At 36.7% G+C, this 25,453-nt stretch carries 25 protein-coding genes; 2 read left to right on the top strand and 23 right to left on the bottom strand.

Going from position 1 to position 25,453, the window contains the following annotated elements; genetic code table 11:
- Positions 1–3: 3 nt before the first annotated feature.
- From I6F40_RS09280 to I6F40_RS09200, 17 genes are all read right to left on the bottom strand, one after another.
- Positions 4–2,058 carry a hypothetical protein gene (locus I6F40_RS09280; RefSeq protein ID WP_197192809.1) on the bottom strand — a complete coding sequence of 685 codons (2,055 nt, stop codon included), beginning with the start codon at positions 2,056–2,058 and terminating at the stop codon, positions 4–6.
- A 138-nt stretch (positions 2,059–2,196) separates the two neighbouring features.
- On the bottom strand, positions 2,197–2,394 hold the full coding sequence (locus I6F40_RS09275) for a hypothetical protein (protein WP_197192808.1): 198 nt from the start codon (positions 2,392–2,394) through the stop codon (positions 2,197–2,199).
- 78 nt (positions 2,395–2,472) lie between these two features.
- Positions 2,473–3,192: a hypothetical protein gene (locus tag I6F40_RS09270; protein WP_197192807.1), complete on the bottom strand. Its 720-nt coding sequence runs from the start codon at positions 3,190–3,192 to the stop codon at positions 2,473–2,475.
- A 79-nt stretch (positions 3,193–3,271) separates the two neighbouring features.
- Positions 3,272–3,739 (bottom strand): hypothetical protein, encoded by a 468-nt coding sequence (locus I6F40_RS09265; RefSeq protein ID WP_197192806.1) that lies wholly within the window; start codon positions 3,737–3,739, stop codon positions 3,272–3,274.
- A 29-nt stretch (positions 3,740–3,768) separates the two neighbouring features.
- A complete protein-coding gene (locus I6F40_RS09260) occupies positions 3,769–4,104 on the bottom strand; it encodes an IPT/TIG domain-containing protein (RefSeq protein WP_197192805.1) in 336 nt (111 codons plus the stop codon).
- A 287-nt stretch (positions 4,105–4,391) separates the two neighbouring features.
- A complete protein-coding gene (locus I6F40_RS09255) occupies positions 4,392–5,366 on the bottom strand; it encodes a transposase (RefSeq protein WP_197192804.1) in 975 nt (324 codons plus the stop codon).
- A 135-nt stretch (positions 5,367–5,501) separates the two neighbouring features.
- Positions 5,502–5,804 (bottom strand): hypothetical protein, encoded by a 303-nt coding sequence (locus I6F40_RS09250; protein WP_197192803.1) that lies wholly within the window; start codon positions 5,802–5,804, stop codon positions 5,502–5,504.
- A gap of 129 nt (positions 5,805–5,933) precedes the next feature.
- Positions 5,934–6,719 (bottom strand): hypothetical protein, encoded by a 786-nt coding sequence (locus tag I6F40_RS09245; protein ID WP_197192802.1) that lies wholly within the window; start codon positions 6,717–6,719, stop codon positions 5,934–5,936.
- 314 nt (positions 6,720–7,033) lie between these two features.
- The gene (locus I6F40_RS09240; protein ID WP_197192801.1) at positions 7,034–7,474 is read right to left on the bottom strand and encodes a hypothetical protein; all 441 of its coding nucleotides are present in this window, start codon (positions 7,472–7,474) and stop codon (positions 7,034–7,036) included.
- A 73-nt stretch (positions 7,475–7,547) separates the two neighbouring features.
- Positions 7,548–8,240 (bottom strand): hypothetical protein, encoded by a 693-nt coding sequence (locus I6F40_RS09235; RefSeq protein ID WP_197192800.1) that lies wholly within the window; start codon positions 8,238–8,240, stop codon positions 7,548–7,550.
- A gap of 38 nt (positions 8,241–8,278) precedes the next feature.
- Positions 8,279–8,902, bottom strand: coding sequence for a hypothetical protein (locus I6F40_RS09230; protein ID WP_197192799.1), 624 nt, complete (start codon positions 8,900–8,902; stop codon positions 8,279–8,281).
- A 60-nt stretch (positions 8,903–8,962) separates the two neighbouring features.
- A complete protein-coding gene (locus I6F40_RS09225; protein ID WP_197192798.1) occupies positions 8,963–9,265 on the bottom strand; it encodes a hypothetical protein in 303 nt (100 codons plus the stop codon).
- Between the two features lie 218 nt (positions 9,266–9,483).
- The gene (locus I6F40_RS09220; RefSeq protein ID WP_197192797.1) at positions 9,484–9,906 is read right to left on the bottom strand and encodes a hypothetical protein; all 423 of its coding nucleotides are present in this window, start codon (positions 9,904–9,906) and stop codon (positions 9,484–9,486) included.
- A gap of 65 nt (positions 9,907–9,971) precedes the next feature.
- Entirely contained in the window at positions 9,972–11,987 is a 2,016-nt protein-coding gene (locus I6F40_RS09215; protein ID WP_197192796.1) for an IPT/TIG domain-containing protein, read from the bottom strand.
- 139 nt (positions 11,988–12,126) lie between these two features.
- On the bottom strand, positions 12,127–13,335 hold the full coding sequence (locus tag I6F40_RS09210; RefSeq protein WP_197192823.1) for an ABC transporter permease: 1,209 nt from the start codon (positions 13,333–13,335) through the stop codon (positions 12,127–12,129).
- Positions 13,328–14,116, bottom strand: coding sequence for an ABC transporter ATP-binding protein (locus tag I6F40_RS09205; RefSeq protein WP_197192795.1), 789 nt, complete (start codon positions 14,114–14,116; stop codon positions 13,328–13,330). Before I6F40_RS09205 ends, I6F40_RS09210 begins: the two co-directional genes overlap by 8 nt.
- Entirely contained in the window at positions 14,113–14,925 is an 813-nt protein-coding gene (locus I6F40_RS09200) for a DUF3025 domain-containing protein (protein WP_166376856.1), read from the bottom strand. The genes I6F40_RS09205 and I6F40_RS09200 overlap by 4 nt, the downstream gene beginning before the upstream one ends.
- A 113-nt stretch (positions 14,926–15,038) precedes the next feature.
- Here I6F40_RS09200 and I6F40_RS09195 point away from each other — a divergent pair, with 113 nt between their 5' ends.
- Positions 15,039–16,664, top strand: coding sequence for a M28 family metallopeptidase (locus I6F40_RS09195; RefSeq protein ID WP_166376855.1), 1,626 nt, complete (start codon positions 15,039–15,041; stop codon positions 16,662–16,664).
- A gap of 160 nt (positions 16,665–16,824) precedes the next feature.
- Positions 16,825–18,000, top strand: coding sequence for a putative manganese transporter (locus I6F40_RS09190; RefSeq protein WP_166376854.1), 1,176 nt, complete (start codon positions 16,825–16,827; stop codon positions 17,998–18,000).
- Between the two features lie 70 nt (positions 18,001–18,070).
- Here the strand turns inward: I6F40_RS09190 and I6F40_RS09185 are convergent, their stop codons facing one another.
- The 6 genes from I6F40_RS09185 to pgm all read right to left on the bottom strand — a co-directional run bounded on the left by I6F40_RS09185 (position 18,071) and on the right by pgm (position 25,444).
- Positions 18,071–18,436 (bottom strand): DUF805 domain-containing protein, encoded by a 366-nt coding sequence (locus I6F40_RS09185; protein ID WP_166376853.1) that lies wholly within the window; start codon positions 18,434–18,436, stop codon positions 18,071–18,073.
- A 148-nt stretch (positions 18,437–18,584) separates the two neighbouring features.
- Entirely contained in the window at positions 18,585–20,168 is a 1,584-nt protein-coding gene (locus tag I6F40_RS09180) for a dihydrolipoyllysine-residue acetyltransferase (RefSeq protein WP_166376852.1), read from the bottom strand.
- Positions 20,169–20,176: 8 nt separating this feature from the next.
- Positions 20,177–21,154, bottom strand: a complete 978-nt coding sequence (locus I6F40_RS09175) for an alpha-ketoacid dehydrogenase subunit beta (RefSeq protein ID WP_166376851.1) — start codon at positions 21,152–21,154, stop codon at positions 20,177–20,179.
- Positions 21,154–22,368, bottom strand: coding sequence for a thiamine pyrophosphate-dependent dehydrogenase E1 component subunit alpha (locus I6F40_RS09170; protein WP_197192794.1), 1,215 nt, complete (start codon positions 22,366–22,368; stop codon positions 21,154–21,156). Before I6F40_RS09170 ends, I6F40_RS09175 begins: the two co-directional genes overlap by 1 nt.
- 264 nt (positions 22,369–22,632) lie before the next feature.
- A complete protein-coding gene (astE, locus tag I6F40_RS09165) occupies positions 22,633–23,685 on the bottom strand; it encodes a succinylglutamate desuccinylase (RefSeq protein WP_197192793.1) in 1,053 nt (350 codons plus the stop codon).
- Positions 23,686–23,806: 121 nt separating this feature from the next.
- Positions 23,807–25,444 carry a phosphoglucomutase (alpha-D-glucose-1,6-bisphosphate-dependent) gene (pgm, locus tag I6F40_RS09160; protein WP_197192792.1) on the bottom strand — a complete coding sequence of 546 codons (1,638 nt, stop codon included), beginning with the start codon at positions 25,442–25,444 and terminating at the stop codon, positions 23,807–23,809.
- Positions 25,445–25,453 lie beyond the last annotated feature (9 nt).

Here is a 25,453-nt window from a genome sequence, read left to right as displayed (position 1 = left end):
CTCTTAATTATTATTTTTACGTTCACTTTTTAGCTTTTTATATAAATTATCTGCCACTACTGTGGCCTTACCGATAATGCTATAAGAGTCATCTTTTAAAAATACATCAAGCGAGTCTTGCCGCAAATTTTCTTCGTACCAATATTTAAACTCTTTGTATGATACTAAATCACTTATTTTATTTTTTAACTGCGGCACGTCGTCAACTTTATTTTGATACCCAAAAGCACGTAAAACAAAAGATTTAAGCGTACTATCAACACTTAGCTCTATTTGGCTATCATCGGTTATGTAACTTTGAAATAATCGAATGCCGTCTTTGTAATAAAGAGATATATATTCAGTAGTTGAGCTTATTTTTACCTGTGTGTTATTAAAGGCATTTATATCATTAAACTCTCCGTCTAAATTATCTACATAAAAAGGCCCTTTAATATTTAAGTAATCTGGTATAACAACCTTTAGCGATATAACCTGCTCTTTTTTGATACTTGAGTAGTTACTTTCACCATATACATTTTGTAAGCTAAACCAGCCTGTACCAACATCGCTAGGTACAATAAAACTAGCATTAGTATCATTTATATAATCCAACTTTATTGTTGGGCCATCTGCAAAAACTAATGAAGTTCCACTCTCTAATTTTCCACCTATTATTAGTGCTTTATCGCCTTCAACTACATTTCTAGACGGGATATCTGTAATGATTGGTGTTTTTGGATGTAGTAACGTCGCATCAATACTATTGGTTTTATAGCCATCTATAGCTAGAAAAAATGTAATTGGTTCGCCACCTAGGGCAACCTTTGGATAATTACGTATAACAAATTCAATTTTACTATCTGATGTAATCGTCACTGGTAAATTAACGACTGGCTGTTTGTCGTCACCTTTTAAAATTACCAAATGTGCCACATTACCTTTTAAGTTTACTGTGTTTAAATTAGCAGGAAAAAACGGCCTAACTTTGTTAATAAATACTGCTTGTTCACTATGGGAATATGTTGCAGTGCTAATGGCCGGGGTATTTGATGGGTATAAGTTACTTATTTCAATTAGTTTTTGTAGTGGCTGTGGATCATTTTCATCAAACAGAAAATCTCCATCATCGTCAGTATCTAAAAAGTTAGGGATTCCATCACCATCAAGGTCATAACGGATAAATTCAACTAAGTTTAATTCTTCTGAATCTAAAACAGCATTATTGTCACTATCTAAGTCTATAAATGCTGGCTTTTTATCGCCATCTAAATCGTAGGTTGATTCTATATTATCAGTAATGCCATCATCATCGCTGTCTAAATCATGCCAATTTGGAACACCATCATTGTCGACATCGTGGCTAAAGTTAAAGTTAGATGTATAAATATGGTACTCATTACCATCTGGGACTTTATCACTATCGGTATGCTGACCTAGGTAATTCATTTCTAAGGCCTGCTCTTTATTATTAGGGACTCCATCTTTATCAATATCAATAAATGCATGCACTGAATACGTAAAGCTATCTGCACCTAAGTTATTTCTATCAGTAATACTTAAATTATATTCACCCGCTTGCTTAGGTGAGAAAGTAATAGCTTGCCCCACTTTACCAACATGCTCAATGTTGGTTGGTATAGTAGAAATAACATCGCCATAATTATTAATGATGGTTAAAGACGGTGTAAAACGTGAATCATCTTTAAAAAGTACAAACGTCACAGATAAGTTTTCAAATAATATAGAACTAGGTATAACAAATTTAAAATCATCTATATCTACATTTTCAGAAATAACCCCCGCAGCCTTAAAGGGTATATTCCCAACTGGATTTGCTTGGCCAACGTTATTATTAAACTCTTGTTCTTGAACAACCGTAATTGTGGTTTTATCCGCATCAAACGGATAGTCATCCTGTTCATCAGGCACGCCATCGCCGTCTTCATCTTTGTTTTGCCACGTACCTACATGGGAAGTTGATTGAATAGTATTTGCGTGTGATGGTGTTGTATAGGTTAGCGAACTAAAAGCACAAATGGCGCTTAGTAATGAGAGGGAAAATAGTGGTATTTTCAAGAATCCATCCTTGTTGGTTTATCCATAAAACATTTACAGTTATAAACTGTACCTAATTTATATAAAGTATGCAATTTAATCAAAAGTGATTCTTAGAGTAATCAACTGTATATACTTTAAGCTAAATTAAAGTCATATTTAATATGAGTTTTTTGTAAGTCCTTTATAAAATAGTGATAGCAAACCGTACATACTTAAAAGTCCGCCACCAATCATTAACCCAAAAGTAATTGTTTGTGAAAATTCAGGCTGAATTGCAAACCGATATAACCCTACACTTAATAGCGTGATCCCCAATACGGCAATTAAAATAATACTTACAAACCCTTTAATCATAACGTTCCCTCTGTTTTAAACTTTGTGTATTGATGAATACTTTTTAAATAATCATTTAAGCTAAAATTTCTGCTTGAGCTAAAAAATTGACTTCAAATACCCTGCCCCCATCCAATACAAATAAAGGCCTATCATTACAAAGTTTCCACCCATTGACATAACCCGCAGCAAAATGAACACAACACTGCCACCGCCATCAGTAAGGCTATACTTGTAACTCACGGGGTAGTCAAAATAAATGCAAAGATAAAGCAAGTTTAATGTTGCGATGGTATTTGGTTTAATTGTATAGAGTTCATTGTTTTTTAAAACTACAACAGCTTGGGAAATATGTGATTGTTTTGATTGATAGCCTTGCCCGTTTGAGCGCATATACCCGTAGCTAAATTGTATGTAATCTATATCTGCTTTAGCCATAGTTATATGTTGCTGTTTAGATAATGGCTCTGTAACTATAGTTAATTCATCTTTACTTACTTCAAACGCGGCTTTGTAATTAAAGCCATACCGTTGCCAAATTAACACCTTTCGTAAAAGCCATAGCCCTAGAAATAAAGGAATATATATATAAAATAACCCACTAACCCAGTCCTCTTCAACCCAAACATGGCTATACAACGCAAGCGCTACTAATGCGATTGCAAATAAAAGCTCAATTCCTAAATTTAGCCTAAATAATTTAGTCACTACCGGCGTAGTAATTTTACTTGTAGGGGTAAGGGCGTCTTTTTCTGGTAAATTTACGAGCCTAAACCAAAATTTGTCATCTAATTGTATATCTAACTTTTCGCTTTGCATTACCAATCTCAACAGTAAATTATAAAAAAGAGCACGTAATATCAATTACATGCTCTTCTACTTTTAACATGCGCTACAACTAATCTTGCAGTAAATTAACCATATACCAATTGCCGTCTTTTAAACCAAAACGGCATTTGTCATACACTGTGCGCTGCTCTTTAAGTCTTTTGTCATAGGCATCAAATTTGTAATATATAAATGCTTGCTCTTTATATCCCCACCTTTCATACGTTTCTTCTACAACACTATACTTAGTGTCCTCAGAGTAGTTAACAAGCTTTGATTCAACAAGACGAAAGTTTTTTATACCATCGTACTCTTTTCCGAAGTATTTTTTATGTGTACTGTCAATCAGTTTTGTGATTTCCTTATCAGCATTAGGGATTTGGTCAACGGGTGTAAACAGCTGCTTAAATAGCTGTTTATCTTTATTTTTTACTATTTCTACCGCTTTAAAGCAGTTTTCTTTTGGGATTGTTAAATCAAGCTCGGCTTGGCAAGTAAAGCTTGCTAATAACGACAGTGGAATTAGGTATTTATTCATTATTTATCCTTAAAACATTAGGGCCTGAGCTATTCGATTGAGAAGCTAACCGTGTTACTTTTCCCAAACTGGTTACTTACCCAGTAGCGCCAGCCACTTAGTTGACGTGGCGTTTTAACTTTAATAGTTTTTTCATCTATATAAATGCTATTAACAGTCACATTATTAAAATGAACAACCGTCTGCTCATTAAAATTTTCACCTATAAGAGTAATTGTTTCTCCAGCACTGATGCTTCGCTTTTCAGTCCCTAAAAGTGGGGTTTTACTCTGGTTAACTTCAATCGGTAGGGGATCAGTAATAACCTCATCATGAGCTAAATATACATAAGCCTCGCCTATTTTACTTGGTAGCTCTACACTCATATATGTTTTGTTTGCTTCAATTCTAGCTATGGTAGGTTTTAAGTTAATAAGATCATCAGGGTATTGAAAAATAAAAAATTAAACAAAATTAAACTGGACAGCCACTCTAATTGTGCAAGCTAAACTGTGCCATAAAATCTACTTTTTAGGTTAAAAAACTTACCTTTCTTTATCTATTTCTTTTATTTAATTCATTAAATAAAACATTACCGCTGTCAAACCTAAATTACATGCATGAAAATAACTGCATAATTACAGTTTTAATTTTTTACTAAGTAGTTTAAGTTTTATGCGAGTAGCTTTAGGCAGTTACTGATATTCGCTCGCCGCTTTCGGTTTAAGTTTTCACTATAACCCTCCTGTGAGGCTGGCCTGCCCACTGCACCATGAAATACGCGCGAAAACTGGGTTGTAAGCTTTAACCAGTTTTCTGGAGATATATTCACCCTTTCCAGTAAAGGCAAGTGTGTACTTTCAATATACCCTCGCTTGTCTTCTCGTATACAACGTCCTGTTAATTCAACAAGTTCAAGGTACGATTTAAGCTCAAACGGTAATCCTTTTGGCATTATTTGACGAGACATTCCTGCAAAGCGAAGTAGCTGTTTTGGCTGCTTGCCTTCTTTTGCGCATATTAAGCGTACTTGAGCGCTGGTATGGTCTGACTCTTCTGGTGTGTCAGCCATCTTGGCTCTAATGGGGTTTAAATCGACATACGCCATACAGGCGGCAAGTGCTGCTTCATCTAGTAATGCTTGTGACGTAAAACGTCCTTCCCAAAATCTACCTGTGCAGTTATCTTCTTTATTTGCTCTGCGAGCAATGTTTTCATTTAACAACCGCATAAACCAGCTAATACTTGATAGGCGCTCTCGGTATTGCTTAACCGTTTGATTGAAAAAGATGAGTTCAACTTTACTTAGCTTTTCCCCCTGTATGTACTTTTGCGTAAGTACGGTCCCTTTACACAGTTTATGCCAGCGAATAACAATCGCTTTATCATTTAGCCTATTCGCTTTTTTATCATCAACATACAGTACTAAATGGGTATGGTTACTCATTACGGCATAAGCACACACGTCAATACAAAATATCTTGGCTAACTCAAGCAGTTTATTTTCAACCCAGCCTCGTCGATGCTCGTAAGACTTACCTGTAAAGTGGTCTTCACCACATAAAAATGCACGGCGCACGCAACGTGAAATACAGTGATAATATTTTGTATCAACCAAACTTATTTGTCGTTTTCTTGCAATTGCCATGTGATATTCTGCTTACTTTTTACACTACACAAAGGCTAGCCTCTAACTTCGAAAAGTGCAAAATTTAGGATGGGTGTCTTGTTAATAGTTGTATTACACAAAGCTATATAGAAAAAAGTTTAAAAAACTTTATTTTTAATTATCAAAAAGAGGCCGCTGGATAAAGTGGGGATCCCTCAGCCCCTCGGGTACAATCGTAGCTACATCATTATTGTTATTAAACTCTTCTTCTTGGACAACCGTAATTGTGGTTTTATCCGCATCAAACGGATAATCATCCTGGTCATCAAGTACCCCATCACCGTCTTCATCTTTGTTTTGCCACGTACCTACATGTGATGATTGGACTGTTTTTGCGTGAACGTCTGTTGTATATGTTAGCGAGCTAAAAGCGCTGCCTAAGCTCAATAATGAGAGGTGAAATAGAGGTATTTTCAAGAATCCATCCTTGTTTGGTTAGTCCATTAAAATAATAATTACTAGCCTAAAATTTATTCTGTTTTAGTTAATAAGGTCATCGTATCTAATTAATGTCAGGCATTCAAACTTTCACATCTATATAGGTACCTATTTATTGATAGATTTCGCAAACCAATCATGAATTGCAATACTGTATTTTCTTAGTAAGTTGTATCCTAAACAAATCGCGCCAGATTTAGTTAACAGGTAAGTCCTTCGCGCGACTTTGGCAGCGCCCCACACATCGTCTAGCTTTATAACTTTGTTTTTGGCCCCTGTAGCTTTAACTATTAAGTCGCCATTACTGACTTTAAACCGTTTCCGGCCCATAACTAACGTACTTAAATACCCCCCTAACACAATTAATATTACTGATAAAACTGACTGAAAAAATACTGGTAAATATTGAGCCCCTACAAGGTGTTCATGATTAAATAAAAACCAAATAGTAAATAGTGTAAACAACCAAATTAGCATTATGAGCGAGTAAAATTGCGGTGATGTTACGGGTCTGGCCGTTATTATTAACTCACCACCGTTACTTTGTTTTAAGTAACGGTCATTAGGAATATCAGCTGACTCTGTGCTTTTAGTTTTTAAACCATCAATACTTAATTTATGCCTACGATTACCAGCTACTAGCGCCAAATCAGTATCAAAATGCGCCTCTAAAAAAGCAACTGATTTTAAAATATCTGAAAGTGTCGCAATGTTCATTGTGAGCTCTGGATAACTAAAAAATTTCATTGAAAAATGCTCTAGTATCGGTTTTTCTGGATCAAAGAATTTTTCAAACTCACCGGTTGTAAAACCACTTACTTCAACAAGGGATAACTGTGAATTAATAATGTGCTTTTTTTTAGTAACAAAGCCAAGCCAAGAGCGTGTACTCACAATATCTTTATTTTTTGCGTTTAGTATTACTTTATTGACTTTTAACACGGGCGTGCACAGCACCAGGCCCAATAAAATTATTATACTGGACCAAACTAGCTCACCTGTTTCATATATACCTATTACACTAATATAAATTAGCCATGCGCCTAAGCACATCAACAAATAGTGAAATATAACCCCTGAGACACCGCCATTATCTGTAAATATTAGCTGCTCATTGCATTGTTTTTGTAATTTATAACTCATTGATACACCAAAACGACAAATGAATTTTCATGATAAAAAGGAAGGCTAAACCTTCCTTATTGAGTTTAAGGTTTTTGACCTAAATACCAACGGCCATTTTCTGATTGCTTAAAATAACAGAGACTTCTTTTAGACTTATCCATTTCCCCAGCTTTAAATTCAAGCCTAATAGTTTTTGTGGCTTTTCCTTTATAACTGCCTTTTTCTATATTATTACTGATCTCTAAAAATTCATACTCAGTGATTGGCTCGTCACCAAACTTTTTGGTATGGTCGTCGAACCAGCTTTTCTCGATTTTATCTTCCATATTTTTTACTGATTCAGGTAATAAATAAAAAAACAGTGCGGGGTCATTTTTTAAATAACTGTTTACCATATAATCTTTACATACTGATTTTAAATTTTCATCTGAACCATCTTCAAGTCCATGAAAACGTTCCATAGCTACAGTTGATGCACTAAATAAACACCCTACTATGGCCGTTATTAATGTTTTATTTTTCACGTTTATTCCTTGTGTTTATTGTTTTATAATCGTTATGTCAATTTAACTCAGTTACCGTAACGATAAACGCCTATCAACCTAAGTATGTTTGCACAATAACTACGCTTGAAAGTACAGTTAAAAACTGTGCTGCAAACATAATTGCAATAACCTTTATAACCGGTGGGAACAAATAAGATACTTCTACAGGTGTTCTTTTAGTCATGACTTCTACCATTTCAGGTAGCATAAAAAGGTTTATTCGATTAATAGTCAACGTGTCTTTATTAGTAAATAAAAATGTAGCATGAGTAAAAAATGGGAGCTTAATATTTTCATGGCGACTTATCGTTCCGCGGATACGCTTAACTATGGTGTAATCAAACTTACCGACTGTTACTCCTTCAATATCCCGATAGTAAAATTTCTTATTTACATTGCCAGTATCTTTAAATTCAAAATAGTCTTGATACAGAGTAATTGATTGTTTACTGCCACGTTTAAAAAACAAAATAGCGAATAAAAAAGCAAAGTAAAAGCCGGTAAAATAAAGTACAACATATTCAGCTCTTATATTGGTATCAAACACCCCACCTTCGCTTATAAAAAAACAGGTTAATAAAAGACCAACAATGTAAGCTATTACACTGTGTAGGTAGAGTTGTTTTTTAGTGAAATTTTTTAATAAAGGGTACGTTGTTAAATCGGCCTTACTATCTTTCTTAAGGCGTTCATCCGCACAATACGAGTTAGTAAATCGCCTAAATTTATTACACAAAAAGTCCATAAAGCCTCTTTTATAAAATCAAATATCCCTTTGACGGGTTAGATAAAAAATAACAAAATCATTAAGCAAAAAATGGTCAACAATAAAAAATAGAGAGGGAGCTTTGTAATTAAAGATGTTTTAAATTCAATACTTACATCATGCTTTTCTTTTAACCAGTCTACAAATTCAGGAAGCTGTAATATCGATAAGCGATTAAAAACCTGTTTTTGATTGTTTTGGTATTCAACTACCGCCCCGGTAATAATTTTAAATTGAGTACTTTTAGTCGGAAATACTTTTACCGTAACTTTAACTGGCTTCGTTAATTCAATGGGTTCTACACAGCCTGTATGTTTATCAACGGTTAAATCTTTGGCACATTTAATACTATGGTTAACCCATATAACAAAGCGGATTGTATTTATGAGTAATAAATTTAAAACTATTGATTGGATTAGTTGTGGATCTGAATAGGTAGGATACTTGTTAGGGGTAAGGTCTATACCGATTAATCCAAGAATAACGGCAACAAGTGTATTTATTAAAAAAAACATTAGCCACTGTTTAGTCGTTTTTTGTGGCCAGCGCCCCGTATTTTTTAGTTTATAATTATCATTATGTGCAAAAACAGGCATGTTTTTTACATTATTATAAACATATTGCGAGAGTGAGTCTTTCACGTTTTAAAAGCTCCTTTTTTCAATCATACTACTATGTAGTCAGCTATTTAGTAAAACAATTTACAATGAATATTCAAACTCTACAGGGCCAACAGTTCTTGCTTCATAACTTACACCATGATCCGCCACTAATTCACCATGAAAATTAAGCGTGGCTTTATTTCCACCAATAAATTTAAGTGTTGTATTAAAGTACTCTGATGTTATTGGCATGCCGACATTTTTATAGCCATCAAACGAACACCCTATCAATAAGTTGTTAATACCCGGACCATCTATCTCAGTTTTATTTTCAAGGATTTTACCGGGGAAGCTTATTTCACAGTATTCTTGTTTATTATCTCTTTCTAAATCAAAAAACACACTATGGAAAGGGTGACCTTTATTATCAGCTGGTTTAAAATTTTTAAAATGAAGTTATTTTAATTTCATCATTGGTACAACCTGTTAATAAAACTAAAATGACGGTAGCTACTATAATAAAAAAATTTCATATTATTCCTTTTAAAAAATAATATTTTTAAGAATTACAAAGCACCTTACTTATTAATCTTAAGTAAGGTGCTAAATAAATATTCTTATTAAATGCTCGTTTTATACCATTTTTTTGTATCTTTATCCAAACCGAACTCACAAAGAAAATGAGAACGGCCAGTTTTTATATTTAAAAAGCCAATTCCCACTTGAACTTTTTTTTCTATATTAAACAAAAAATTATTTTCTTCTTTATTTATAATTATGAATTCTTCAGGTTCATAACCTGCTGTTTTAATAGACTCATTATACTTAGCTGCTTTTTTTAAAAACATTTTATTTAAGTACTTTTTAGCTTTTTCTTTAGCTTCAGCATTGGGGTGAAAGTCCTTTATATATGAGTCAAAGTCCTTGTTCACAATTTTTATGGCGTTGTCGTAACACTTTTCAACAAAAAATTGTTTATCGGGTACCGCACTCGCGGAGTAAGAAAAAAATAAAAACATTGGTAAAAATTTATAGAGTTTCATAATTATCCTTAACTAAGTTTTGGTTTTACTGTTTTCAAAATAAATAACTTATTGATGCTTGCTTATTAGTTATATATTGAGTTTTTTGAACTCGCTATTGCTTTATTTAACAAAGATTGATATTTGGATGAATTATCATCAATGAAACGAGGGTTACTTAAGTTAGATTCAATAAAGTTAGCAAATACTTTAACGTCTTCGTTCAAAGTTATTGTTTTAAAGGACTCCTTCCACCTTCTCTGATCTATGTTATTTCCTAAAGCACCACTATACCAAACTGAAGATGCGGCTATATGAATTGGCGTAATCACAACGCTTTTATCTGCTTGAAAAACAACTGTATTAAGAAATTCACGAGGATAATCATTTTCATTTTTATCAATATAAAGTGACATAACTACATCGCTTTCGCCACCAAAAGTAAAATTAACACTTAAGTCTTCGCCAAGCAGTTCTTCTTGGTTTATAGGTGTTTTTAAGGAGGTAACTAATAATGATGCTAATGTCTTAGTAGGCATTTTTAATTGGCTATAATCTAAGAACACCTCATCACCAATATTAATTGCAACTGAATTGCTTGTCCCATAGGTTGTTTTGGCTGTTAATTTAGCTTCAGAGCTAGCTCCATCAGGGACAACAAAGGTCAACTTTTCTTCATTTGTAATTGAAGGTTTAACTTCTATATCATTAATAAAAACAAGCGTATCATCAGAAAAATGTTGCCCTGTTAGACTTACAGTGTCACCCACCGAATAGTAATCAAATTCAGGTTTTAATATTAAAGGAAGATTACGGTTTGATTTATTCACATTAATTGAGTTGGAACGCTTACCGTTAGAAAAATAAAACAGAGATTGGGTATACTCTGGGAGTACAAAGGGAGCATCTTGCATTGATGATACTTTTTTATTGATAGGCGGTAAATTTTTAGCTCGTTTGAATACGAGCATACCCTCGTTATCAAGTCCTTTACCCTTTATTTTGTGCGTCCCATTCTCTACAAAAAGCCCATTATACGACTGGCCCTTAAAAATATAATTTATAGTGCTTATTTCTTTATAATCAGCTTCGCCAGGGAAAGTTGAGTCGACTATTTTTAATGGGTTAGCATCATTTAAGTCAAGTAACCCATCGTTATCGTCATCAACATCGGCATAATTTGGTACTCTGTCTCCATCAGTATCGGCTGGGAAAGAAATAAGGATATCCTTAACTTCATTTTTATCGACATTTCCATTGCCATCTGAGTCAAGGTCTACAAAGTTGCCCAAACCATCTTGATCCTGGTCTGAAACACCTTCGATTTTATCTGGTATGCCATCTGCATCACTATCATCATCCAGCCAATTAGGAATACCATCCAAGTCAACATCATGTGAATATGTATTAATATCTAAATAAACATAAAACTCTGTACCGTCGAAAATTCTGTCTTTATCAGAGTCTATATCGTCCACAATTAAGCCAAAAGCAGGCTCTAGACCATCATCTATGTAATCTATATCTACATCAAAAAAGAGTTTTGCTTTATATGAAAAGTCCGTATTTCCTCGCGCATCATCATCCGTAATAGCTAAGTAATAAGTACCTGCAGCTGGAAGTGTAAAATTAGATGCAGCTCCAATATTACCAATAGCAGTAAAGTTTGATTTAATTTCTTCTACCGACGAACCAGTTGAATTGAATATAAAAATGTTAGGCCTGAAAATTGAGTTAGTCGTGTTTAGTACAACAGATACACGCTCAGCCTTATTTGTTGTGAATTTAAATAAATCTAAATCAGCTGTATGCTGCACTACACCTGAAACAAAGTATGGGATCTCTGAAGTCAGGTTTTCTGCTTTGGCTAAATTGTCGTTTAACTCCGTTTCTTGATAGTACTTCGCTTTAGCTAAGTTTGCATCAAACGGGTAATCATCTTGTTCATCAGGCACACCATCGCCGTCTTCATCTTTATTTAGCCAAGTACCTACGTGGGGGGCTGGCTGAATTGTTTTTACTTGTGAAGGTGTTGCAAACGTAAGTAAACTAAAAGTACTGCTTACACTAAATAGTGAGATATATAATAGGTGTGCTTTCAAGAATCCATCCTTGTTTTATAATCCATAGTTCAGCCCATAAATTTAAACTATTTAATCACCGAATACAAACCACTTTAAAAATTGGCTTCAAAAACAAAAAAGCATCACTAAAGTGATGCTTTTTATTACCAATAAATTCTTACCTAAATAATACATCTTCTCGGTTAAACCATTTAACGCAAAATGCCAGTAGCCCTGCAGCAATGATTGCTGTTGCTAAAAATATTAAGCCTACAAAGGTGTAATCAACAGTCCCTTTTACTATTTCTTTAATTGCTAATGCTACGTTTGTAACAGGAATGAATGCTGTTTTAGCAGTAAGCTCCATATTTGGCATTATTGAAATAATAATAGGGAAAAACACGCCCATGCTAAGTGGAGCCATATAGTTTTGTGCTTCTTTAAACGTACGTGCGTAGATAGATATAGCCAAGGCTAAAGCCGAAAATATAGCTGCTACAGGTAATAGCAGTACAAATATCATCAGTAAATCGGTTACCGCTAATGTACTAAATGCCGCTTTAATAAAATCAAGATCAGCAAATGCTAATGCCAGTGCTATCCAACAGCCCATACTTAAGACCGTTATGGTTGTGGAGGCAATGGATGTAGTTAACAAGGTTATAAACTTACCAAGCACGAGCTCTGTACGCGTAATAGGTGTAAGCAGAAGTGTTTCTAGTGTGCCACGTTCTTTTTCGCCTGCGCCTAAATCAATAGCCGGATAAGTTGCTCCCATTAATACCAGAGGAATAAGTAAGTAAGGTAGGAAGCCGCCAATTTTTTCGCCTAGGTTTTCACGTTTATCGGCTGTATCTACTTTTATTACTTCAATTGGGTTAAGAATAGATTTTTGAACAGACTCTTCAATACCAAAACTGATTAGCTTTTGAGTTTGCAGCACGTCACTGTATTCTTTTGCGAGCTCTTTAACGCGTTCGAATAAAAAGTTGATAGATTTTGAATCGTTAAACACAACCTGCCACTGGCTTTGTTCACCGCTATCTAAAGTTTGCTCAGCATGGCTTGGTAAATAAATACCCATATCAATATCGCCAGCTATAACGCCTGCTTTAAGATCTTCAATGTTATTAAAGGTTTTAGCACCTTTATAAAGCTCAAAACTTTTGTGATAAAACACTTTGTCAGTAAATTCTTGTGCGTATTCACCGTTAATAATAGCGTATGTATTTACTTTTTGTTCTGCGTCCATTGCTGCTTGTGAGCTTATAAATGCCATTACGGCAAACAATAATGGAAATATAGCAACAGGTAGCGCTACAACAAACAGTAGCGTTTTTTTATCGCGAAGGAGTTCTCTTAATTCCTTTTTAAATACTTCAAACATCATGTTTCTCCGTTAATATATTCATAAAGGCTTGGTTTAGCTCTTCGCTATTACCTGCTTGTTTAAATTCTTCTACTGTCCCGTCAAAGCAGCTAACGCCTTCGTTGATTACAGCAACTCGGTCACATAAAAGTGCAACTTCATCTAAATGATGGGTAGAAAAAATAACAGGAGTACCTTGCGCCTTTAAACCCTTAATAAATTGAATAACGGTTTGCGTGGTCATTATATCGAGACCCGTTGTTGGCTCATCAAGCACCACTACTGCTGGGCGATGTACAACAGCACGCGCTATATTTGCTTTTTGCTTCATACCTGTTGATAGGTTTTCTGCGCGTTTATCTACAAACTTACGCATATCAAGCAATGTAAATAGCTCATCACAACGCGATGCAATATCGCTTTTGCTCATACCGTGGAGCTTTGCAAAATACTCTATGTTTTCTTTTACAGTTAAGCGGCCATACAAACCGGTAGAGCCCGATAAAAAACCGATAGACTTACGCCCCAGTAGCGGTTTTTTTACAATGTCGTTTCCGGCAATTGTTATTGAACCTTCATCGGGCTTTAACGCGGTTGAAATCATTCTAAGTGTCGTTGTTTTACCCGCACCATTTGGGCCTAGCAACCCAAGTACTTCACCCTTTGCGCAGCTAAAACTCACATCTCGTACTGAGTGAAAGTAATCTTTATCTTCACGAGGGTCGATGTCGTCTATTTTATTTTTTTTGTGATCTTTAGTTAGCTTAAATTTCTTTTTAAGCCCAGCAACTTCTATCATGTTCGTATCCTTCGTTTCGCTCTAAAATAATCTGTATTGTTGTAAAATGAGTCGTCTTTGTTTTCGTCATACCAGCCCGGCACACCTAATAAAGGCAATGGCGAAAGTTTTTTGTTATCAGCTAAGCAGTTGTCTGTATTAATCATCTCATAAAGGGCTTGGTCAAGGTACTGGTATTGCGTTACTAAATCTTTACAAAATATTTCATTAGGTACACAAACAAATAACGCTTTACCTGTTAAGCCTATATAAGGTTTAGTAAGCATTTCGTAATTTGCATGACCAAACATAAAAGGCTTTATTGTTTTACCCCACTCATGTTTGTGTTCAACAAATGCTGTTTTCCATTGATGATCGCAAAGCCACTGCTGCCATTTACTCTCACTTATAGCTAATACAACACCACATTCATCAAAGAGCGTTAGCGCATTACGATGCTTAGTACGCTGTTGTATTCCATGTTCAGCTATATCTTGCACATGACGCTGGTTAATAAGTGCTTTGGTTTTAGGAAATAAACACCAAATAAAGCCACCAAATAAGTCATGCCAATTCTCATTGCGTGTAGGTACAACACCCGTTTCAAAAATAACCTGTTCGTAATAACGATCGCCAAAATCTACCTTTGCATCATCTTCAAAAGTAATAGGTATATTATTCGCATTAATAGCGGTTAAAAATGGAGTAAACCACTGCGGCGCAGGCCAATCTGTTAGCTCGTTAACTTTAAACAGCTCACGTAAGTGCGAAAATGCACCGGTTTCTAAACTGCTGATTTGCCACTGCTCGGGGGGAGTAAAACGCTTCATTTAAACCTTTAACAATTTATGCCTATAATTTACGAGAAGTTTACCGCAAAAACTGGTTCTACTTAATAGAAGTTAATATACTAATCACAACTTAAAACAAGAAAAGAGCTGACATGAAACATTATTTCTCTCTCACACTCCTTGCCACTGCTGTTTTAGCAGGCTGTGCAACAACAAGTATTACGCCTACTGATGTAACCAATGGTTATAACAGTATTCAAGCTGATGAACTGGCTAAACATGTAAAAGTACTCGCTTCAGACGAATTTGGTGGCCGTGCTCCTTCATCGCCTGGCGAAAAGCTAACGCTTGATTATTTAACTGCGCAGTTTAAAGCTTTAGGTTTGGCTCCTGGTAACGGCGATAGTTACTTACAAGAAGTGCCACTGGTTTCACTTGAAGCAGATGCGAACATGGTGCTTAGTATTGGTGGTAAAGACTATCAATATAAAAAAGACATGGTTATGGGCAGTAGCCGCATAAGCGCACAAGAAGGCATAGAAAACTCTGAACTTGTATTTGTGGGGTATGGCGTTAATGCACCTGAATACAACTGGAATGACTACGAAGGCTTAGACGTTAAAGGCAAAACAGTGGTAATGCTGGTTAACGATCCGGGCTTTGCAACAAAAGATCCCGCTTTATTTACTGGCGATGCGATGACCTATTATGGTCGTTGGACATACAAATACGAAGAAGCGAGTCGCCAAGGTGCCGCTGGTGCAATTATTATTCATGAAACAGCACCTGCATCTTACCCTTGGTCGGTTGTTGAAAACTCTTGGAGCGGCGAGCAGTTTGGTTTTCAAAAAGAAAACAACAATATGGACCGCGTTGCAGTTGAAGGCTGGGTTACAACTGACGTAGCAAAAGAACTTTTTACTAAAGCCGGTTTAGATTTTGATACTGCGAAAGTAAACGCAGCTAAAGGTGCTTACCATGTTGATATGGGTGACTTAACCGCTTCTGTTAGTATTAAAAACACAATTAAAAAATCAGTGTCGTACAACTTTATCGCCACTTTACCTGGTAGTGAAAAACCAGATGAGCATGTTATTTACTCGGCTCATTGGGATCACTTAGGTACAGACAAAACACGTAAAGGTGATCAAATTTATAACGGTGCACACGACAATGCAACGGGTACCGCTGGGCTAATTGAAGTAGCCGAAGCTTTTACTAAATTACCAAAGCACCCTAGCCGCTCAATGACTTTTTTAGCGGTAACTGCTGAAGAGCAAGGTTTATTAGGTTCTAAATATTATGCGGCAAATCCAGTGATCTCAGCTAATAAAACAGTGGCTAACATAAACATGGATAGCTTAAATTTATTAGGCAAAGTAAAAGACATGAATGTGGTTGGTATTGGTAAATCACAAATGGATGAGTTTTTAGAAACTGCGGCTAAAGAGCAAGGCAGAACAATATCTGGCGATCCTAAACCATCATCAGGTGGCTATTACCGCTCTGATCACTTTGCATTTGCTAACATGGGTATTCCAGCCATGTACGCAGGTGGCGGTACTGTTGCTGCTGATGAAGAAACAGCTAACTACCGTAAACGTATGAGCTTAGTACTTCGCGGTTGTTACCATCAACCATGTGACCGTTACCGCGATGAATGGGATTTATCGGGTGCGGTTCAAGACTTGCAGTTGTTTTATAAAGTAGGTTTTGATATTTCTGAGCAAGCGCAATGGCCAACATGGAATGCAAACTCTGAATTTCAGCGTAAGTAGCACTATTTAATCACAGTCTTAAATTCAAGTTTAAAGCAACTTGAGTTTAGCTATCGAAAAACTCAAACAGAGTAATCGATTTAAATAAATGTAAATGATATTGATTATCATTTAATTAAAATATACAGTGTGACCTAGTTAATTTATTAGGTCGCATTGTATGATTTCACTCCCTCACATTGGTTTTATTACTCCTGCCTCAAAACGATTTTTGAGCCAAAATAAACGCTTACTGCTGCCTTTATTTATTTTAACTTGCCTTGCAATACCGCAATTACGTGAAATAACAATGACCGCACTGAGTGATGCCTTTTTTCAAGTGAGTGTATTTGTTGCTGCAACCCTTTTAATTTATTACTACGCTATAGAACACTTACCTCAATTAGAGCTTAGTTATTTAAGCGCAAAATCACCGGTTCTAGAAATAAGCTTTGCCGCTATTTTAGGGGCATTACCAGGCTGTGGTGGTGCAATTATTGTGGTAACTCAATTTACAAAAGGCCAAGCAAGCTTTGGTGCTATTGTTGCCGTATTAACAGCCACAATGGGCGATGCTGCATTTTTATTACTTGCTACCCGCCCCACTGAAGGCCTGTTAATTATGGGAATAGGGTTAGTTGTTGGTACATTTAGTGGTTTACTGGTTAATGCAATTCACAAAAGTGATTTTTTACGCCCTACAGCGCAAGAACAAAAGCACCAAATTAAAATACTCTCAACTAATATTATTAAAATCAGTAAACCAGTTTGGATGATAGCAATTATCCCAAGCCTTATTATTGCCTTTTTAATCGCCTTTAATATTGATTTTAGTCAGTTTGGTAAGTACACAAATACAACTATTAGTATTTTTGGCGCTGCTATGGCTTTGTTTATTGTTAGTATTTGGGCACTTTCGTCAAGAGGTGAAAGCTATCAAGAAGTAACGTCAGAAGACGATGCATGTAACCCCACCTCTAAAATAATAAAAGTATTACAAGATACCCATTTTGTAACGGCATGGGTTGTAGCCTCTTTTATGCTATTTGAGATTTTGGTTAACATTGCAGGACTTGATTTAAAAACGTGGTTTGTACATTACGCCTATTTAGCCCCATTAATTGCAGTGCTTATTGGATTTTTACCCGGCTGTGGCCCGCAAATAATTGTTACAACGCTTTATATTCAAGGCATTATTCCCTTTAGTGCTTTAGCAGGAAACGCAATTTCTAACGATGGTGATGCGTTATTTCCAGCAATAGCAATGGCGCCCAAAGCTGCAGTTATAGCTACACTTTATACGTCTATTCCCGCATTAATAGTTGGTTATGGGTTGTATTTTTTTGCTGAAATTTAAAAGAATGAGAAATAAAAAAACAAAAAAGCTCAGCAATTGCTGAGCTTTTAACATGTTAAGTTATTCTTACTTATACAGTAGTTGGTTCTACTGCTAATTCTTTTGGATTTGGACCAAAATCGTTCTCACCTTCGTGCGAATCTTGCGCAAGGAAAACAATTAAAACAATCCAGCCAATTACTGGCACTAACCAAAGTAGTTGCCACCAGCCTGAACGGCCTGTGTCATGAAGACGACGAGCACCAGCACTTAAGCCAGGAATTAATAGCGCTAAGCTATAAATAGAGCCAATGAACATTGTACCTAGTGCACCATCAATCACATTACAAACTACTGAAAAAATAGTATTAAACAATACAAACATCCAATATGCTTTACGACGATTACGACCTGAAAAATCTGCGTAGCTGCGCAACGCGTTCATATAATGTTCCATGAAATTTCCTTAGTGTTATTTTTTATATTCCCTAACGGGGTTAATCTAATTACTTTTAGTAACATTTGTATCTTAATTAAAAACAGCTGACATTAAAACAAAAAACCAGCTAAAAGCTGGTTTTTATTACATATTAACAATTTAGCTATTAACTCATAGCCATCATCATTGCCGATGGGTTTTCTAAGTACGACTTCCATAGGTTATTAAAACGAGCAATAGTGCCCCCATCAATAACACGATGATCGCCAGACCAACTCACTTGCATAATAGCTTTACTTACAACCTGCCCACTTTCATCAAAACGCGGTAGATGCTGCAGTTTACCTAGCGCAACAATAGCCACTTCTGGTTTATTAATTATAGGGGACGCGATAGTGCCGCCAATAGCACCAATGTTAGAGATGCTAATTGTCCCACCTTTTAAATCATCCGGTGCAACACGGCCTTCTCGCGCTGAATGAGTTAAGCGGGTTAAATCATTTGCCACATCAACAATGCTTTTACTCTGGCATGATTTAATATTAGGCACTAACAAGCCAATTTTTGAATCAACCGCTATACCGATATTATGATCGTTATAATAGGTAAGCTCTGAACATTCATCGTTCACTTTTGAATTAAGTACTGGGTACTCTTTCATTGCTAGCGAGAGTGCTTTTACAAAAAATGGCATCATGGTGAGCTTAACGCCTTGTGCTTTGTACTGCTCTTTTAAAGCGCTACGCAAAGCTATAAGCTGTGTTAAGTCTATTTCATCACTAAACGTAAAGTGCGGAATAGTTGAAACCGAAGCTACCATTTGCTTGGCCATGGCCGCTTTAATGCCTTTAATTTGCTCTACTCGTACGCCACCGCTTTGATTCTGTGTTTGGTTTTGCACTGCACTTTGAGAAGCATCGCTATTAAGCGGTGAAGTATCAATAGTATTTGGCACTTCGCCTTTTACATACTCTTCAATATCTTGCTTGTAAATACGGCCATTTTTACCACTACCTGGTACACAGGTTAAATCAACATCTAGCTCACGAGCTTTACGACGAACCGCGGGGGATGCAACCGCTTTTTGATTGATAACTTTAGCAGTTTGCTGTGTTTTAACAGGGGCAACTTTTTCCGCGACGGCATTAGTTTGAGCCTTTACGACCGCTTGGTTTATATCAACATTTGGTTTTGCTGCACTGCCTGCAATTGTCATTTGAAACAACGGGCTATGTACTTTTGCTATTTCACCTTTCTGGTAATATAGTTTTTTTACTGTGCCTGTATATTTTGCCGGAATTTGTACTAATGCTTTGTCGGTCATTACGTCACAAACCGCTTGGTCTTCTTCTATTTCGTCGCCTTCAGCAACTAACCAATCAACAATCTCACACTCAACAATACCTTCACCAATATCCGGTAATATAAAGTCCTCAACCACATCAGCTGCATCATTAGTTTTATTTTCAGCTTGTACTGGCTCTTGTACTACTTCATTGCTAATGCTTTCACCTGCTACATCCATAGCGAATAAAGGGGCATGTACTTTAGCAATCTCACCTTTTAGATAATATAGCTTTGAAATAACGCCATCATGCACTGCCGGAATTTGTACTAATGCTTTGTCTGTCATAACATCGCAAATTGGCTGATCCTCAGATACGGTATCGCCTTCTTGTACTAGCCATTCAACTACTTCGCATTCAACAATGCCTTCACCAATATCGGGTAATATAAAATCTTTAGCCATGGTAACCCCTAAAAATCCAATGATTGTTTAATTGCAGCCAACACTTTTAGTGCATCCGGTACGTATTCTTTTTCAAGTGCCAGCGGGTATGGCGTATCTAGACCACATACACGTAAAATTGGCGACTCTAAATGCAAGAAACACTCTTGTTGTATTGTCGCGGCTATCTCTGCACCAAAGCCATTGGTTATAGGCGCTTCATGACTCACGATTAAACGGCCGGTTTTAATAACCGATTTAGCAATCGTTTCAACATCCCATGGTAAAATACTACGAAGGTCAATAACTTCACAGCTTATACCTTGCTCACTTGCTTGCTTTGCTGCATCTTCAATAATCTCCATTTGAGCACCCCACGCTAAGAGCGTAATATCGGCACCCTCTTGCACTACTTCAGCCGTGCCTAATTCAATGCTGTAATCTTCTTCTGGCACTTCGCCAATTGATGCACGATATAAACGCTTAGGCTCAAAAAATATGACCGGGTTATCGTCTTTAATTGATGCACGTAATAAACCTTTAGCTTGATAAGGGTTACGCGGTACAACTACTTTCAAACCCGGTGTGTGCGCAAAATACGCTTCGGGTGATTGTGAATGGTATAAACCACCGGCAATACCGCCACCATAAGGTGTACGAATAGTTAAGTTACCTACATTAAATTCATTACCACTGCGATAACGAAATTTAGCGGCTTCATTTACTATTTGATCAAACGCTGGGAAAATATAATCCGCAAATTGAATTTCTGCCAATGCAGGTGCACCAAATGCCGCTAAACCATTAGCAAAGCCTAAAATACCTTGCTCGGTTAAAGGCGTATTAAAAACACGATGTTTACCGTACTTCTCTTGCAAGCCCGATGTTGCTCTAAATACACCACCAAAGTAACCAACATCCTCACCAAAAATACAGGCTTGAGGGTGTTCATTCATCGTAATATCGAGAGCAGAGTTAATTGCGTGGAGCATGTTCATTTTAGCCATTACTTAATTCTCCCTGCGGTTACTGGGTAAGCATCTGGATGCTGTTTTATATGTTCTTTTAGTTGCTCGTACTGGCGTTGCAATAATGGAATTGGTGTATCGTAAACGTCAGATACCAGTTCTTCTAAAGCGGGCTTTGCAACAACTTCAGCACGTTTAAGCGCTGCTAAAATGTCTTCACGAATCGACTCTTTTGCTTTTATATCGTCTTCTTCGTTTAACCAGTCTTGCTTGACCAACCATTTTCTAAATTTATCAATAGGGCACGTTTGATGATTAGCTTCTTCATCTTTAGAGCGATAACCACTTGGATCGTCTGACGTAGAGTGCGCACCCAAACGATAAGCAATCGATTCAATGAGTACAGGCTCACCTTGTGTTGAGGCTATTTCGCGTGCTTTTTTAGTTGCCGCATACACAGCAAGTGCATCTGTGCCATCAACACGAATTGTTTTAATGCCATAACCCACACCACGCGAGGCAATACCATCGCCTTTAAATTGCTCATCAGCAGGGGTTGATATTGCATAGCCGTTATTACGTGCAAAAAATATAACCGGCGCTCTGTGAACAGCAGCCATATTTAAGCCAGCATGAAAGTCACCTTCCGATGCAGCTCCTTCACCAAAGTAACAAATAGTCACATTATCAATCGTGCTGGCAAGCTCACCTGTTTTAGTGTCGATGTGCTTTATTTTTTGGCCATATGCATAACCCGTTGCCTGTGGTATTTGCGTACCCAATGGCGATGAAATAGTCATGTAGTTTAGCGCTTTAGAACCATAGTGAATTGGCATTTGACGACCTTTGCCTAAATCCAATTCATTTGAAAACATTTGGTTCATAAATTGATCAAGCGTAAAGCCACGATAATGCAGGGCTGCCTGTTCACGATATTGAGCCATGATCATATCGTCTTGATCAAGTGCAGCAGCAGAGGCTGTAACTGCGGCTTCTTCGCCTAGGCATTGCATATAAAAACTTACGCGGCCTTGGCGTTGTGCGCCTTGCATACGTTCATCTAGCAAGCGAATAAAACGCATGGTTTCGTATAATTTAAGTGCGGTATGTTTTGAAATGTCAGGTGCGGTTGCACTAGGATGAATGTCGCCGTCCTCAGTTAAAATACTAAGGGTTGGAATATTAAGCGCATTACCATCTATAAATTCTAGATCATGATTAATATTCAGCGATACGTTATTGGGATTACTCATAACCTACCTTCTTTTGTTGTCGGAAAAACAGCGCCCCTGTGGATTATTATTATGGGTGATGGTTGCGAATAAACTTTGCAACATCTGCACTGTCTTTAATTAAAGCTGCCAACACTTTACGTTAACGTAAAGTGTTATTCAACAGATCTGTGACGAAACAAAAACAAATACTGATTAAAAAACTGGCAAGTTAACGATACGCTTACTTTAATTAATAGTAATCATATAGTTAACTTTAAGTTAATAGTGGTCTGACGAGTTAAATTAGACGAAATTGCTATCAATATCCATTGGAATAACAGTAAGGAGTGCTCTTTGCCCTAATGCTACGCTCGCATTTGGAAAAATAATAGCCTCTCCTTCAACGTCAGCGTAAATCGCTGTATCACCGTCGGTTGCAAGTAGTTCACCTTTAGCAAAGCCAGTAAAGTTCTCGGCATCGTCAGAAAAAGGAAAGCTAAAATCGTTCTGCGTTCTATTAATTGTGCGATGGACAGCAAATAATTCAAAATCGTTTGCATTAAATTCAGGATATTTAACTTCATTTTGACTAATTAATGCAGTTAAGGTTTGCTTTGTTTTTTCAAAGCGAGCCATATCGTTTTGACCAAATGGCTTAACTTGACCCAGCTCTACCGTAAAAGAATCAGCACCGTGTATAAATGACGAATAATAGCTAAATGTGGTTGCAGGAGATTTCATCATAAGCACGGTATTTACACCACAACTCAATAAAAATTGTAACTGCGACTTTTTCCATGGCTTACCATGTAAAAATGGATACACAGCAAATTTTTCGTTTTTAGAGCCTCTAATTGCAGTGTGTAAGTCGTAATGACATCGCGTACTGCCTTGCTCGCCACGTGTATAAAAATCGCTTACGTATTGCTCAAGCTTTGCAGCGCGGTTTCGCTCATTATTCATTGGTACACCTTCAACTGTATGGTGACCATTAAATAATCTATTTAAGTTTTCTTCTACAAAACGCAGGCCAATATTAATTGATTGTGGATTACCGTAAATAAACAAAGCGCGCTGCTTAAGTATCAGCTCGCCTTTTATAATTTGTTTAATAAGTGCATCACAAATTTCAATTGGCGCAGTTTCGTTACCGTGTATAGCGCTTGAATAAACTACATCTTTTGACGTTGTAACAGCAGGTTGAAACTCAATGACTCCGGTATCGTGTATATTTACACGAGTCCCATTATCTAAAACAAACTCACCTGCATCTAAATGCCATTCGTTGTCACGACTAAGCGTTAAAAAGTCGCCAGTGTGTTTTAATTCATTTAAGTAAGATGGATTGGCTGACATATAATAAGCCCTTTAAAAATAATGTGAGAGTAGACTCTTATGCATATATTTTTATAAATACACAAGGTATAGAAACGAAAACGGCTGAATAAATCAGCCGTTTTAAAATTATTAGATTAAGTTAGCTTATAACTGAATCTACAAGCTTTTTAGCTTCTTTTTCAAGTAACGCTAAATGCTCTTCACCTTTAAATGATTCAAGGTATATTTTATAAATATCTTCAGTACCTGATGGACGCGCTGCAAACCAGCCATTTTCAGTAACCACTTTTAAACCACCAATGGCGGCATCGTTACCTGGTGCATGTGTCAATTTTTGCAAAATAGGCTCGCCAGCAAGTGTATCTGCTTTAACATCAGAAGCACTCAATGCTTTTAAACGTGATTTTTGACCGCTTGTGGCTGGTGCATCTAGGCGTTTATAAATTGGAGAACCAAACTCTTGTTCTAATTCTTTATAAAGCGCTGATGGCGTTTTACCTGTCACAGCAAGTATTTCTGCAGCGAGTAGACCCATAATGAAGCCGTCTTTATCTGTACACCATACAGAGCCATCAAAACGTAAGAATGCAGCACCTGCGCTTTCTTCGCCGCCAAAGGCAAGCTTGCCTTTGCTTAGGCCTTCAACAAACCATTTAAAGCCTACTGGTACTTCTTTAACCTTACGGTTGTTACGAGCAGCTACTTTGTCGATCATAGAGCTAGAAACCAATGTTTTACCAATTTCTATGGTTTCATTCCAATCACGGTGTTTAAGTAAGTAATCGATTGCCACTGCTAAAAAGTGGTTTGGATTCATTAAACCATCTGGCGTTACAATACCGTGACGATCGTAGTCAGGGTCGTTACCTATAGACACATCAAAATCATCTTTTAGTGCAATAAGATTTGCCATTGAATAAGGTGATGAACAATCCATACGAATTTTGCCGTCTTTATCAAGTGGCATAAAAGCAAAACGTGGATCAACAACATCATTAACTACGGTTAAATCTAAATTATATTTTTTTGCAATGACTGGCCAAAAGTTGATGCCTGAACCACCTAATGGATCGATACCAATTTTAATACCTGCATCGCTGATTGCTTTTAAATTAACGATATTTGCTAGGTCATCAATATAAGGAGTCATTAAATCTTCGTAGCGGATAAAGCCAGAACGCGATGCTTTAGCGAATGGGAATAACTCAACTTCAACTAAATCTTCTAGTAAAAGTTGATTAGCTCTGTCTTCAATCCATTTAGTGACGTCGGTATCAGCTGGTCCGCCATTAGGTGGGTTGTATTTAAAGCCACCATCTTCAGGAGGGTTATGCGAAGGCGTAACAACAACCCCGTCTGCTAATTCATTTGGGTGTAGCTTATTGTGGCTCACTATGGCATGGCTGATAACTGGCGTTGGTGTAAAATCACCGTCTTCTTGCGTTATCACTTGCACTTCGTTAGCAACTAATACTTCAATAGCCGAGTTAAATGCGGCTTCACTCAATGCGTGTGTGTCTTTGCCTAAAAATAACGGACCAAATATGTCATTTTGTTTTCTGTAATCACAAATAGCCTGAGTAATCGCTAAAATGTGTGACTCGTTAAATTTAACATCGTAAGAACAACCACGGTGGCCTGAGGTACCAAAGGCAACACAATGCTCTGGATTTTGTTCAAGATCTGGTTCGTTTAAGTAATACGCAGATACTAATTTAGGTACGTTAACCAGTGCCGATTGTGGAGCAGTTTTGCCTGCGCCTGGGTGAATAGCCATTATATTTCC

This window comes from Pseudoalteromonas sp. SWXJ133 (assembly GCF_015864365.1).
In the GTDB taxonomy this organism is placed as follows: domain Bacteria; phylum Pseudomonadota; class Gammaproteobacteria; order Enterobacterales; family Alteromonadaceae; genus Pseudoalteromonas; species Pseudoalteromonas arctica.
The sequence above is the reverse complement of the archived record's forward strand: the minus strand, read 5'-3'. Positions and strand labels throughout refer to the sequence as shown.